Raw genomic sequence first — 12795 nt, 5'->3', positions numbered from 1 at the left:
GCGCCTTGGACACACCCAGTAGATACTGGCTCGATAACCTGTTCTTAAGGTACCACTTCTAAGGCTATCCTCAATGCTGATAGCCTTAGTGGTTGTCGGCGACCCCCGTCTGTCGCTGTGAGTCGGATCTGAATTTGGTCTGAAACGTACTGGTGACTTTCAACCCCCGTATTTTTCTGTGCTTCAATGCGTTGTCCACACCTGTCACCTTAGGGAGAACGGACACATGCTGAGTGCTTTTAAGTTAGAAAACAGCCGCTTATCCCGTTTGGAACTGGAAGAAGGCGAGCCAGACGACCTGAAAACGTCGTTATGGGTTGACCTGATTGAACCCGATGAGCAAGAGCGTGAGCGCGTTCAATGTGAGCTAGGCCAAAGCCTGGCGACCCGTCCAGAGCTGGACGATATCGAAGCATCGGCCCGTTTCTTCGAAGATGAAGACGGTCTGCATATTCACTCCTTTTTCTATTTCGAAGATGCCGAAGACCACGCGGGCAACAGCACCGTGGCGTTTACTATTCGCGAAGGGCGTCTCTACACCCTGCGCGAGCGTGAACTGCCCGCGTTTCGCCTGTACCGCATGCGCGCCAGAAATCAAAAGCTTGGCGACGGCAACGCGTATGAGCTGCTGCTGGACCTGTTCGAAACCAAAATCGAACAGCTGGCGGATGAGATCGAAAATATCTACAGCGATCTGGAAAAGCTCAGTCGCGTCATCATGGAAGGGCATCAGGGCGACGAATATGACGCCGCGCTCTCTACCTTGGCGGAGCTGGAAGACGTGGGCTGGAAAGTTCGCCTCTGTCTGATGGATACCCAGCGCGCGCTGAACTTCCTGGTGCGCAAGGCTCGTCTGCCAGCAGGCCAGCTGGAGCAGGCGCGCGAAGTATTGCGCGATATCGAATCCCTGCTGCCGCATAACGAATCCCTGTTCCAGAAGGTCAACTTCCTGATGCAGGCGGCGATGGGCTTTATCAACATCGAGCAGAACCGCATCATCAAAATCTTCTCGGTGGTCTCGGTGGTGTTCCTGCCGCCAACGCTGGTGGCGTCAAGCTACGGGATGAACTTCGAGTTTATGCCGGAATTGAAGTGGAGCTTCGGCTATCCGGGGGCGATCAGCTTGATGATTCTGGCCGGGCTCGCGCCTTACCTGTACTTCAAACGTAAAAACTGGCTGTAAGTTTTTAGTCGCCAGCCTCTCGGGGCTGGCGGTTTGCTCCCGCGAAAATCCCCTTTTTCCCGCAGATGTTCTAATTCTGTTAATAGTTTTTATGCTAAAACTATGCCTCCGCTTATGCCGATGTAGATTCAAACCATGTTGATGGAAAAGATTGCTCCCTGGGGCCAGTGGACGCTGCTGGTGGTCTCCTCGCTGATCCTCGGCTTTATTTTTCAGGCTTTCCACGTGCCTGCTGCCTTGCTGCTCGGCCCGATGATTATCGGCGTTCTGATGGGTTTGCTGGGGGCCACGGTGCGAATTGCGCCGATCTTCTTCAAAATCGCACAAGGTATTCTGGGCTGTATGATTGCCCAAAGCCTCTCTCCTTCAATTCTTCCTCCGTTACTTAATGACTGGCCGATGGTGCTGCTGGTGCTGATCGCCACGCTAATGGCGAGCGGGCTGTCGGGCTGGTTGCTGGTGAAATTCAGCAATCTGCCGGGGCCGACGGGTGCCTGGGGCTCATCGCCAGGCGGGGCCAGCGCGATGGTTGCCATGGCGGGAGATTTCGGCGCTGACGTGCGTTTAGTGGCTTTCATGCAATACCTGCGCGTGCTGTTTGTCGCCACCGCTGCGGCCTTTGTGGCGCGCATGAGTTTGGGCGATAGCGCCTCTGCCGCGGCCGCCGTGGTGTGGTTCCCGCCGATTGACTGGCGGTTTGGCGTGACGCTGCTGCTGGCGCTGGCGGGCGTCTGGCTGGGGCCGCGCTTGCGCATTCCCTCCGGCGCGCTGCTGCTGCCAGCCTTCGTCGGTGCGGTGTTGCACTCAACTGGCACCATGACCCTGCAAGTGCCTGAATGGCTGCTGGCGATTGCCTACACGCTGATTGGCTGGAGCGTCGGCCTGCGCTTCACCCGTCCGATTTTCAAACTGGCGTTACGCACGCTGCCGCAGATGATTGCTTCGATTATTGGCTTGATGGTGCTCTGCGGCGCGATGGCGTGGCTGCTGACCAAAGTGCTGCACGTGGATATGCTGACGGCCTATCTGGCAACCAGCCCCGGCGGGCTGGACACCGTGGCGATTATCGCGGCGGGGAGTAACGTTAATTTGGGCTTCGTGATGGCCATGCAGACCTTGCGCCTGCTGACCATCATTGTCACTGGCCCGGCGATGGCGAGATTTATCTCGCGCAGCGCCAAGCCTACTTCTTCAGCGCCTTAACCGACGCTGGGTGTAGAGGGCGTCGGCGATGAAGCATGCCAGCCCGGCCCAGATAAAGCCGAAGGTGATCATCATGGACGCCGTGACCTGCTCGCCGTAGAAAATCGCCAGCAGGAACATCAAGGTTGGGGCAAGGTATTGGAAGAAGCCCAGCGTGGAGAGCTTCAGGCGCGTGGTGGCCGCGGTGAAGAACAGCAGCGGGATCGTGGTAATGATGCCCGCCGAGATAAGCATCAGGTTCAGCGACCACGGGTTGGCCGTCAGGTGGCTGGTGGCGCTGTCCGCTAGCAGGAACAAGTAGATAGCCGCCACCGGCAGCAGCCAAAGCGTTTCAATTAACATGCCGGTTTGCGCGTCCACCCCCATCTTCTTACGCAGCAGGCCGTAGAAGGCGAAGGTCATCGACAGCGCCAGACCAATCACCGGCACCGAGCCAAACACCCACACCTGAATCAGCACCCCAATCAGGGCCAGCAACACCGCCACCCACTGCATTCTTCGGAATCGCTCTCGCAAAAACAGCATGCCGAGCACCACATTCACCAATGGGTTGATAAAATAGCCGAGACTCGCTTCCAGCAGGTGATTGTTATTGATGGCCCAGATATAAATCAGCCAATTACTGCCGATTAATAGCGCAGTCGCCAGCAGGAGCATAAGGGTTTTGGGCTTTTTCGCCACGCGGCGGACGTCTCCCCAGCTGCGGCTTAGGGAGAGCAGGGCCAGCATAAAGAAGAACGACCAGATAACCCGGTGAGTCAGGATCTCCGGCGGCGGAACTTGATGGATTAACTTGAAGTAGACCGGGGCGATCCCCCAGATGAAATAAGCGACGAAGGCGAAAATAATGCCCTGTCGGGTGCGCTGTGCGTCCATGTTCATGCTCGAAACGAAAGTGAGGCGACAAGTCTAACTGAATCTTGCCGCCGCGGGTTTAGGATATGTTCAGGCTGTGATTTAGCCGACCAGATAGGTGGCGTTGGCGGTGGCGATGTGTACACCGCCGTCGCTGTGCAAATCCACGCGTGCGACCGAGACTTTATTGCCCGCGCGAATCAGCTTGGCGCTGGCAGTAAACACCTCGCCACGCCCCGGACGCAGGTAGTCGACGCGCAGATCAATGGTGCCCATCTTGGACAGGCGCTGGCGCATTTCGTCTTCCAACAGCGGGTGGTCTGGCTTATCGCGGCGAATGAGTGAGCTGGTCACGCACACTAGCCCGGCGGCCACGTCCAGCACGGCGGCAATCACGCCCCCGTGGAGGATCTTCTGCGCGGCGTTGCCGACCAGCCGCGTCTGATGGGTGAAGGTCAGCTCGGCGCTGTCCCCGTCAAGATGTTTGAGTTCAAGGCCCAGCTCGCGGTTAAACGGCATATCGTAAACGAAAATTTCGCCAATGAGCTGGCGAGCAGCCTCGTGGCTAAGAGATGCGGACATGACAATTTCCTGAAGGGTGTCGCGGTGAATACCGGTTTGAATGTTAATAGATTGTAGATTTTAGGCCTTGGTATCATTGATTTCCATACGGTAAGTGCTAAATCTAATCAATCCTCAGCCATTGTAAGTTTTTGTGTAGAATAGCTTCGCCTTCTGGGGCCAGGATAGGAACCCGCCAGCGGGCAGGCAAGAGATAACTCTATAAAATCAAAGCCGTTTACCGGCACCTACTTTTGAGTGGAGATATAATGCGTAAAAATTGGGCTGTTGGGGCAACCTTGATGGTTATGCCTGCGTTGGGCTATGCGGCAGAAGCGACAATTCAGGAAGTGCACGATAAACCTAGCGTTCGTGGCAGCGTCATCGCCAACTTACTGCAAGAGCACGATAACCCTTTTACGCTTTATCCTTACGACACCAACTATTTAGTTTACACCGACACCAGCAGCATCAATAAAGACGCCATTAAGTCTTATGACTGGGCAGACAATGCTCGCCATGATGAAGTTGAGTTCCAACTTAGCCTCGGTTTCCCGATTTGGCGCGGCATTGCCGGTGATAACTCCCTGATCGGTGCGTCTTACACGCAAAAATCGTTCTGGCAGCTTTCTAACCGTGCGGAATCTTCCCCTTTCCGTGAAACCAACTATGAGCCGCAAATTTTTATCGCCTGGGCGACAGATTATCAGTTTATGGGCTGGACCCTGCGCGAAGCCGAATATGGTGTAAACCATGACTCCAACGGCCGCTCAGACCCGACCTCGCGCAGCTGGAACCGCGTGTATGCGCGCTGGATGGCACAAAATGGTAACTGGCAGTTAGATCTCAAGCCTTGGTATCGCATTCCCGAAAGCGACAAAAACGATGACAACCCGGACATCACCAAATACATGGGTTACTACCGTCTGAAAGTGGGCTACGCGCTGGGCGAGAGCGTCATTAGCGTTGAGAGTCGTTACAACTGGAACACCGGCTACGGCGGCGCTGACGTGGGCGTAAGCTACCCGATCACCAAGCACATGCGCTTCTATACCAAAGTCTTCAGCGGCTACGGCGAGTCATTGATTGATTACAACTACAAGCAGACTCGCGTCGGTGTTGGTATTATGCTGAACGACATTATGTAATTTACCCGTCATACTTCAAGCTACAGGTTGCCCTAAGGCGACTCGCAGGATTTAGGGTAATGATAAGTGTACATTCTCGGTGTCTCTTTAGGCGCCGGGCGGTTTGAACAGTTGGGGAATTGAGTGTCTACGGCGGCAGTGATAAACAAAGAAGAGCTGGCACAGCAGGTATTACGCGATACCTTCGGTTATCAGCAATTCCGACCGGGTCAGCAGACCATCATCAATGCGGCTATCTCCGGACGAGACTGTCTGGTGGTGATGCCCACGGGTGGCGGTAAGTCACTGTGCTATCAAATTCCCGCGCTGGTGATGGACGGCCTGACGCTGGTGGTCTCTCCCCTCATCTCGCTGATGAAGGATCAGGTCGACCAACTGATGGCCGCCGGGGTTGAAGCCGGTTGCCTCAACTCGACGCAAACACGCGAACAGCAGATGGACGTGATGGCCGGCTGCCGCACTGGCCGCATCAAAATGCTCTATATCGCCCCTGAGCGCCTGATGATGGGCGACTTTATGGAGCAGCTCCAGCAGTGGAATCCGGCGATGCTCGCCGTGGACGAAGCGCACTGTATCTCCCAATGGGGTCACGACTTCCGCCCGGAATACCGCGCGCTGGGCCAGCTTAAGCTGCGTTATCCGCAGCTGCCGGTGATTGCGCTGACGGCCACCGCCGACGAAGCCACCCGCAGCGACATTGCTCGCCTGCTGGAACTCAACGATCCGCTGATTCAAGTTAGCAGCTTCGACCGCCCTAACATTCGCTATACCTTGGTGGAGAAGTTCAAGCCGCTGGACCAGCTGCTGCGCTTCGTGCAAGACCAGCGCGGCAAAAGTGGCATTATCTACTGCAACAGCCGGGCGAAAGTCGAAGACACCGCCGCGCGTCTGCAAAGCCGTGGCTTGAGCGTCGGGGCCTATCACGCCGGTTTGGACAATGAAACCCGTGGCAATGTGCAGGAAGCCTTCCAGCGCGATGACTTGCAAATCGTGGTGGCGACCGTGGCGTTCGGCATGGGGATTAACAAACCTAACGTGCGTTTCGTGGTCCATTTCGACATTCCGCGCAATATCGAATCCTATTACCAAGAAACCGGTCGCGCTGGGCGTGATGGCCTGCCCGCAGAAGCCGTTTTACTGTATGACCCGGCCGACATGGCCTGGCTGCGTCGCTGTTTGGATGAAAAGCCAGCCGGGCCGCAGCAGGACGTCGAGCGTCACAAGCTCAATGCGATGAATGCCTTTGCCGAAGCTCAGACCTGTCGGCGCCTGGTGCTGCTCAACTACTTTGGCGAAGGCAAGCAGAACGCCTGCGGCAACTGCGACGTCTGCCTCGACCCGCCAAAACGCTATGACGGCTTGCTGGACGCGCAAAAGGCGCTCTCAGTGGTGGCGCGCGTCGGCCAACGCTTTGGCTTAGGCTATGTGGTTGAAGTGCTGCGCGGCGCAAATAACCAACGAATTCGCGAGTATGGGCACGACAAGCTGACGGTTTACGGCATCGGCAAAGAACAGAGCAACGAGCACTGGACCAGCGTGGTGCGCCAACTGATTCATCTCGGCATGATCATGCAGAACATCGCCATGCACTCTGCTTTGCAACTCACTGAGGCCGCGCGCCCGGTGCTGCGTGGTGAAGTGGCTCTGCAACTGGCGGTGCCGCGAATTCAGACGCTGAAAATCAAAAGCAGCAACAGCCAGAAAACCTATGGCGGAAATTACGACCGCAAGCTTTTCGCCAAATTGCGCAAGCTGCGTAAAACCCTGGCCGATGAAAATAACGTGCCGCCTTACGTGGTCTTCAATGACACCACCCTGCTGGAGATGGCCGAGCAGTTACCGGTCAGCCCAAGCGACCTGCTGGATATCACCGGCGTCGGCCAGCGCAAGCTCGAGAAGTTTGGCCGACCATTTATGGCGATGATTCGCGATCACATTGATAATGGCGACGAGTGATCGGGGCTCTTTCTTTATTTTTCCACACTGAGTACGAGCTATGTTAATTCTGTTTTTGAGCGTGGCGATGGTGCATCTGATTGCGTTAATGAGCCCTGGCCCTGACTTTTTTTTCGTTTCCCAAACTGCCGCCAGCCGTTCTCGTAAAGAGGCGATGATGGGCGTGGTGGGGATTTCACTCGGCATCGTGGTGTGGGCCGGTGTTGCCTTGATGGGCCTACATCTGATTTTGCAGAAAATGGCGTGGCTGCATGACGTCATCACCATCGGCGGCGGCATTTACCTGTGCTGGATGGGGTGGCAGTTGCTGAAATCTGCCCGCGCTAAGAAGCAGGCTGGCGTGGAAGCCGAGGCAGAAAAGCCGGTGCAGCTTCCCGCGCGTGGCCGCACCTTTATGCGCGGTTTCCTGACCAATCTGTCTAACCCGAAAGCCGTGATTTACTTCGGCAGCGTGTTCTCGCTGTTTGTGGGTGATGACGTGGGAAGTAGCGAGCGCTGGGGGCTGTTTATCCTGATCATCGCCGAGACCTTTGCGTGGTTCTCCGTGGTGGCGATGGTGTTTGCAATGCCTGTGATGCGCCGTGGTTATCAGCGTTTAGCGAAGTGGATTGATGGCGTGGCGGGCGTGCTGTTCACCGGTTTCGGCATCCACCTGATTATTTCTCGTTAAGATTTCATCTTGCCTGCGCGCAGCCAACTAACTGCGCGCATTTTGCTAACTAGCTTTTCTGGCACTCGCCAACAACACCGCGACTAAGATAAACAGCGAACCGAAGATACGGTTAAGCAATTTCATCTGTTTGGCGGACTTAATCCAGCCCGAGATATGGGTAGCGAGCATGGCGTAGCCGCTCATGACGATGATATCCACCACAATGGTTGTCACGCCCAGCACCATGTACTGACCCGCCTGTGGCGCTTCTGGCAGGATGAACTGCGGGAAGAGTGCGGCAAGAAACACGATACTTTTCGGGTTGGTCAGATTCACAAATACAGCCCGTTTGAATAGCCGATTCGGCGACAGCGTTTTCGCCATGGCATTGAGGTCTACCGCGCCCGCCGCTCGCCATTGGCCGATACCCAGCCAGATAAGATAGGCCGCGCCGAACCACTTCAGCACTTCAAATGCCATGACCGACTGCGAAACCAGCGTGCCTAAACCGACGCCGACTACCACAATATGGCAGGCTAAGCCGATTTGCTGGCCGGCAATCGAGAACACCGACCCGCGATAGCCATGACTAATACCGGTGCTCATGGTGTTTATCGCACCCGCGCCGGGGGAAAGACTGAGAATGATTGTGGTAAGAAGATAGGTTAACCACCAGTGCAACGTCATCGAGCGACTCCCTGAACAGACCATTGTATGGCACAATACGCTATTGTCTAAAAACGGACAATTAACTTAATTCACCTTCCTGTAACGGGGTTCTGGAACCATTTCATGGCATCGAATTTTGCAAAGTGGTTAACGCGAGAGAAGGAATTTTCTGCCTTTGCTACGGGTCCGTTGCTTGATTTCTGGCGCGAGCGCCAAGAAGGTGAATTTGCCGGCGTGGACGACGTGCCTATCCGCTATGTTCGCTTTAGCGCCATCGGTAATGACAACATCATTTTGGTGTCACCCGGCCGTATTGAAAGTTACGTAAAGTACCCCGAGCTGGCCTATGACCTGTTCCAGTGCGGCTTCGATGTGATTATTGTCGATCACCGTGGGCAGGGGCGCTCCGGGCGAATGCTGGATGACCGGCATCGCGGGCACGTGCAGCATTTCGATGATTATATTGAAGATTTTCACCAGCTTTACCAGCGTGAAATTGCTCCGCGCCACTACAGCAAAAAGTACATTTTGGCCCATTCGATGGGGGGCGCGATTGCCGCGCTGTTCCTCGCCAAGTATCCGCAAACCTTTGACGCCGCCGCGCTCTGTGCGCCGATGACCGGGATTTATCTGCCCATTCCGGGCTGGATATCGCGCCGCATTCTCCACTGGGCCGAGCGCCGACCGCTGCGCCGTGACGGCTATGCGATGGGCACCGGCCACTGGCGGCCGCTGCCGTTTGTGGTTAATCGCTTAACTCACAGCCGCGAACGCTATCGCCGTAATCTGCGTTTTTACGCCGACTACCCCGAGCTACAGGTGGGCGGGCCAACTTATCACTGGGTGAAGGAAGGTATCGAGGCGGGGATGCATATTCTGCAACAAGCCGAAAATATCACCACGCCCCTGCTATTATTACAGGCAAGCGAAGACCGGGTTGTGGATAACCGGTCGCATCTTGCTTTTTGTCAGGCAATGGCCGTGGCGGGGCACCCCTGTGAAGGGGATGGACCCTTGGTCATTGAAGGCGCGCGCCACGAGATCCTGTTTGAACGGGACGACCTGCGGGCAAAGGCGCTCGATGCCATTATGCGCTTTTATGCGCGGCATTAACTCGCGGCGGACTGCCGCGCACAACTCCATCTGAGGTTAGAATTTACCGTTATGTATCATGTTGTTGCTTCCGATTTAGATGGCACACTGCTGTCACCCGACCACACACTAAGCCCGTACGCCAAAGAGACGCTGAAGATGTTGACCCAGCGCGGCGTGCACTTCGTCTTTGCCACTGGCCGTCACCATATCGACGTGGCGCAAATTCGCGACAACCTTGAGATCAGCGCCTACATGATCACCTCGAACGGCGCGCGGGTGCACAATACCGAGGGCGAGCTGATTTTCTCGCACAATCTGGCTGAAGATATCGCCGGTGATCTGTTCGGCATCGTTCATGACAATCCAAATATCCTGACTAACGTGTATCGCAACGACGAGTGGTTTATGAACCACGATCGCGACGATCAGGACCAGTTCTTCCGCGAGTCGGTTTTCAAATACAAGCTGTACCATCCGGGCCTGCTGGAAACTGACGGCATCTGCAAAGTCTATTTCACCTGCGACAGTCATGAAGAGTTGCTGCCGCTGGAAGAGGCGATTAATGCTCGCTGGGGCGACCGGGTTAACGTCAGCTTCTCGCTGCCGACCTGTCTGGAAGTGATGGCGGGGGGCGTCTCTAAGGGCCACGCGCTGGAGCAGGTGTCCAAGCTGATGGGTTATTCGCTGAAAGACTGCATCGCTTTTGGCGATGGCTTAAATGATTTGGAAATGCTAACCATGTCGGGCAAAGGTTGCCTGATGAGTGGTTCGCTGCCGCGTCTGAAAGCGGCGATGCCGGATGCTGAAATCATTGGCTCTAACGCTGATGACGCCGTGCCGCACTATCTGCGCAAAATGTATCTGTCCGAATCGGTGTAAATTCGGTTCTGCAAAAGCATAAAAAAAGCGGGCAGGGTGAAAACCTTGCCCGCTTTTTTATGGCGCTTTACTGCTGTGGCTGAGTCTGCTGGTGTTCTAAATAACTCACCGCTTTGTCCGGGAAGTCAGTGAACAGGCCGTCAACGCGGGCTTGCTGATAAAGGATCTTATACAGCGAGTCGACGTTTTTGGCGTACTTCGGCAGATCGTCGGCGCGAACGGTAAACGGATGCACCACCATGTTGCTGGCATGCGCTTCCGCCGTCATTGGCGTCAATTTCACGTTGTCCGGCGTGGAGTCGGTTGCCACCAGCATGTGGTAGTCAGGCCCGATGCCATCGGCGTACTCGGCGATCTTCTTCATCGCGCCCGGCTTGAACATCCAATCGTAGTTGTAGTTCACCCACTTGCCGTCTTTCTGCTCCTGCGTCTCATCCCACTTGGTGTAGGCGATCAGCTGAACCAGCTTCAGGTCCATACCCATTTTCGGCTCAAGCTCATTTTTAATGCGTTTCAGCTCGTTCGGGTCGAAGCATTGCAAATAGACATTGCTGCTTTTACTGGTGTAGCCGTACTGCTTGAGCACTTCCAACACCTTGGCAGAGATGTCTTTGCCTTCCTGACGGTGGAACCATGGGGCTTTGATCTCGGTGTAAATCCCCACGTTTTTGCCGGTTGAATGGTTCAGACCCTGAACGAATTCAATCTCTTCCTGGAAGGTGTGGACGCGGAAATCAGACTTGCCTATCGGGAAACGGCCCGGATAGGTTTGCACCTGCTTACCGTCTTTAATATCAAAGCCTTCGGTGAATTTCAGCGATTTGATTTCCGCCAGCGTGAAGTCGATGGCGTAGTAGCGGCCATCTTTGCGCGCCCGGTTCGGAAAGCGCTGGGCGACATCAGTGACGCGATCCAAATAGTGGTCATGTAAGACGACCAGCTGGTCGTCTTTGGTCATTACTAAGTCCTGCTCAAGGAAGTTAGCGCCCTGCGCGTAAGCCATGGCTTTCGCTGGCAGGGTATGTTCCGGCAGATAGCCGCTGGCGCCGCGGTGCGCGATAACAATCGGCTCTGCTGCGCTGGCGTAACAAGACGTGGCAATCAAACTCGCCAACAGGGTGCCTTTTACTATCTTACTTAAACGGTTCATCCGTTATGCTCCTTTTGCTAGATTTGCTTTGTGTTTGTTCTCGCTCAACATAGTCATAATCAATAGGATAACCGCCAGCACGCAGCCGCCAATCATCACGATAAAGCCGCCATCCCAGCCGAAGTAGTCAACGGTATAGCCAACGATGGCGCTCGCCGCCACCGAACCCCCCAGATAACCAAACAGGCCGGTGAAGCCCGCCGCGGTACCCGCTGCTTTCTTCGGTGCCAGTTCCAGCGCGTGCAGGCCAATCAGCATTACCGGGCCGTAAATCAGGAAGCCGATGGTGATCATACAGACCATGTCGATGCCCGGATTGCCCACCGGGTTCAGCCAGTACACCACGGTGGCGATAGTCACCAGCACCATGAAGAACACGCCGGTGGCGCCACGGTTACCTTTAAACACTTTGTCCGACATCCAGCCGCACAGCAGGGTGCCCGGAATCCCAGCGTATTCGTAGAGGAAGTAAGCCCAGGAGGACTTATCCAGCGCGAAGTGCTTCACTTCCTTCAGATAGGTTGGTGACCAGTCGAGGATGCCGTAGCGCAGCAGGTAAACGAACACGTTGGCGAGGGCGATATACCACAGCAGCTTGTTCGGCAAAATGTACTGCATGAAGATCTGCTTGGTGGTCAGCTCCTCCTCGGACTTCTCTTTGTCGTAGTCCGGCGGGTAGTCGTTTTTGTACTCTTCAATCGGCGGCAGGCCGCAGGATTGCGGGGTGTCTCGCATGGTGATGAAGGCGAACACCGCCAGCGCGATAGCCGCGAAAGCTGGCATATACAGCGCGGCTTTCCAGTCGTTAAACCACGCCATACCCAGCAGGAACAGCAGCGGAGGGATACCGCCACCGACGTTATGCGCGCAGTTCCACACCGACACAATCTGCCCGCGCTCTTTCTGCGACCACCAGTGAACCATGGTGCGCCCGCACGGCGGCCAGCCCATGCCCTGGAACCATCCGCAAAGGAACAGCAGGACAAACATAATGGCGATGCTGGAGGTCGCCCACGGCACGAAGCCCATGAACAGCATCACCGCCGCCGCCAGTATCAGGCCCGCTGGCAGGAAAACGCGAGGGTTGGAACGGTCAGAAACCGAACCCATGAGGAATTTCGAAATACCGTAGGCGATGGAGATGCCGGACAGGGCAAAGCCGAGGTCGCCACGGCTGAAACCTTGATCAATCAGGTAAGGCATCGCCAGCGCAAAGTTTTTGCGCACCAGATAGTAGGCGGCGTAGCCGAAGAAAATCCCCATGAAGATCTGCCAACGCAGGCGGCGGTAAAGGGGATCAACATGGTCGTCTGCCACGGGAGCCTTATGGGCTGCGGGCTTAAAGATACTGAGCATAAACGCCTCCAATGGCATAGATCAGAGCCACTCTCGTGAGCGACTGGCGATAAAACTGAACCTTTCATGTTCTATAACGAACGCCATG

Annotated in this window: 12 protein-coding genes; 7 read left to right on the top strand and 5 right to left on the bottom strand. The window is 55.6% G+C overall.

Features of this window, described 5'->3' with window-relative positions:
* Nucleotides 1-226 precede the first annotated feature (226 nt).
* A complete protein-coding gene (corA, locus tag SBO83_RS19660) occupies nt 227-1183 on the top strand; it encodes a magnesium/cobalt transporter CorA (protein ID WP_034794805.1) in 957 nt (318 codons plus the stop codon).
* Nucleotides 1184-1324: 141 nt separating this feature from the next.
* Nucleotides 1325-2386, top strand: a complete 1062-nt coding sequence (locus SBO83_RS19655; protein ID WP_396132690.1) for an AbrB family transcriptional regulator — start codon at nt 1325-1327, stop codon at nt 2384-2386.
* Here SBO83_RS19655 and rarD read toward each other — a convergent pair.
* Both rarD and SBO83_RS19645 read right to left on the bottom strand, forming a co-directional pair.
* A complete protein-coding gene (gene rarD, locus SBO83_RS19650; RefSeq protein ID WP_396132667.1) occupies nt 2375-3262 on the bottom strand; it encodes an EamA family transporter RarD in 888 nt (295 codons plus the stop codon). The genes SBO83_RS19655 and rarD overlap by 12 nt on opposite strands.
* Before the next feature lie 81 nt (nt 3263-3343).
* Nucleotides 3344-3823 carry a thioesterase family protein gene (locus SBO83_RS19645; protein ID WP_396132666.1) on the bottom strand — a complete coding sequence of 160 codons (480 nt, stop codon included), beginning with the start codon at nt 3821-3823 and terminating at the stop codon, nt 3344-3346.
* A 248-nt stretch (nt 3824-4071) separates the two neighbouring features.
* On the opposite strand from SBO83_RS19645, the gene pldA reads away from it, so the two are divergent.
* The 3 genes from pldA to rhtC all read left to right on the top strand — a co-directional run bounded on the left by pldA (nt 4072) and on the right by rhtC (nt 7576).
* Nucleotides 4072-4950 carry a phospholipase A gene (gene pldA, locus SBO83_RS19640; protein ID WP_396132665.1) on the top strand — a complete coding sequence of 293 codons (879 nt, stop codon included), beginning with the start codon at nt 4072-4074 and terminating at the stop codon, nt 4948-4950.
* 123 nt (nt 4951-5073) lie between these two features.
* A complete protein-coding gene (gene recQ, locus SBO83_RS19635) occupies nt 5074-6906 on the top strand; it encodes an ATP-dependent DNA helicase RecQ (protein WP_353504387.1) in 1833 nt (610 codons plus the stop codon).
* A gap of 40 nt (nt 6907-6946) precedes the next feature.
* Entirely contained in the window at nt 6947-7576 is a 630-nt protein-coding gene (rhtC, locus tag SBO83_RS19630; protein WP_396132664.1) for a threonine export protein RhtC, read from the top strand.
* A gap of 45 nt (nt 7577-7621) precedes the next feature.
* Here the strand turns inward: rhtC and rhtB are convergent, their stop codons facing one another.
* A complete protein-coding gene (rhtB, locus tag SBO83_RS19625) occupies nt 7622-8245 on the bottom strand; it encodes a homoserine/homoserine lactone efflux protein (RefSeq protein WP_396132663.1) in 624 nt (207 codons plus the stop codon).
* A 105-nt stretch (nt 8246-8350) separates the two neighbouring features.
* On the opposite strand from rhtB, the gene pldB reads away from it, so the two are divergent.
* Both pldB and yigL read left to right on the top strand, forming a co-directional pair.
* A complete protein-coding gene (gene pldB / locus SBO83_RS19620; protein ID WP_353504388.1) occupies nt 8351-9340 on the top strand; it encodes a lysophospholipase L2 in 990 nt (329 codons plus the stop codon).
* A gap of 51 nt (nt 9341-9391) precedes the next feature.
* Nucleotides 9392-10201, top strand: coding sequence for a sugar/pyridoxal phosphate phosphatase YigL (gene yigL, locus SBO83_RS19615; RefSeq protein WP_396132662.1), 810 nt, complete (start codon nt 9392-9394; stop codon nt 10199-10201).
* 67 nt (nt 10202-10268) lie between these two features.
* Here yigL and glpQ read toward each other — a convergent pair whose 3' ends face one another.
* Together glpQ and glpT are read right to left on the bottom strand one after the other, a co-directional pair.
* Nucleotides 10269-11351, bottom strand: a complete 1083-nt coding sequence (glpQ, locus tag SBO83_RS19610; RefSeq protein WP_396132661.1) for a glycerophosphodiester phosphodiesterase — start codon at nt 11349-11351, stop codon at nt 10269-10271.
* Nucleotides 11352-11354: 3 nt separating this feature from the next.
* The gene (gene glpT / locus SBO83_RS19605; RefSeq protein WP_353504389.1) at nt 11355-12707 is read right to left on the bottom strand and encodes a glycerol-3-phosphate transporter; all 1353 of its coding nucleotides are present in this window, start codon (nt 12705-12707) and stop codon (nt 11355-11357) included.
* Nucleotides 12708-12795: the final 88 nt, after the last annotated feature.

It is taken from the genome of Ewingella allii, assembly GCF_044430645.1.
In the GTDB taxonomy this organism is placed as follows: Bacteria; Pseudomonadota; Gammaproteobacteria; order Enterobacterales; family Enterobacteriaceae; genus Ewingella; species Ewingella allii.
This window is presented reverse-complemented; position numbering and strand designations above follow the sequence as displayed.

Excerpts from the sequence above, each read along its gene's own strand:
- yigL (WP_396132662.1), top strand. The coding sequence starts at position 9,392 with ATGTATCATGTTGTTGCTTCCGATTTAGATGGCACACTGCTGTCACCC.
- rhtB (WP_396132663.1), bottom strand. The coding sequence starts at position 8,245 with ATGACGTTGCACTGGTGGTTAACCTATCTTCTTACCACAATCATTCTC.
- SBO83_RS19655 (WP_396132690.1), top strand. The coding sequence starts at position 1,325 with ATGGAAAAGATTGCTCCCTGGGGCCAGTGGACGCTGCTGGTGGTCTCC.
- pldB (WP_353504388.1), top strand. The coding sequence starts at position 8,351 with ATGGCATCGAATTTTGCAAAGTGGTTAACGCGAGAGAAGGAATTTTCT.
- corA (WP_034794805.1), top strand. The coding sequence starts at position 227 with ATGCTGAGTGCTTTTAAGTTAGAAAACAGCCGCTTATCCCGTTTGGAA.
- rarD (WP_396132667.1), bottom strand. The coding sequence starts at position 3,262 with ATGGACGCACAGCGCACCCGACAGGGCATTATTTTCGCCTTCGTCGCT.
- glpT (WP_353504389.1), bottom strand. The coding sequence starts at position 12,707 with ATGCTCAGTATCTTTAAGCCCGCAGCCCATAAGGCTCCCGTGGCAGAC.
- pldA (WP_396132665.1), top strand. The coding sequence starts at position 4,072 with ATGCGTAAAAATTGGGCTGTTGGGGCAACCTTGATGGTTATGCCTGCG.
- rhtC (WP_396132664.1), top strand. The coding sequence starts at position 6,947 with ATGTTAATTCTGTTTTTGAGCGTGGCGATGGTGCATCTGATTGCGTTA.
- SBO83_RS19645 (WP_396132666.1), bottom strand. The coding sequence starts at position 3,823 with ATGTCCGCATCTCTTAGCCACGAGGCTGCTCGCCAGCTCATTGGCGAA.
- glpQ (WP_396132661.1), bottom strand. The coding sequence starts at position 11,351 with ATGAACCGTTTAAGTAAGATAGTAAAAGGCACCCTGTTGGCGAGTTTG.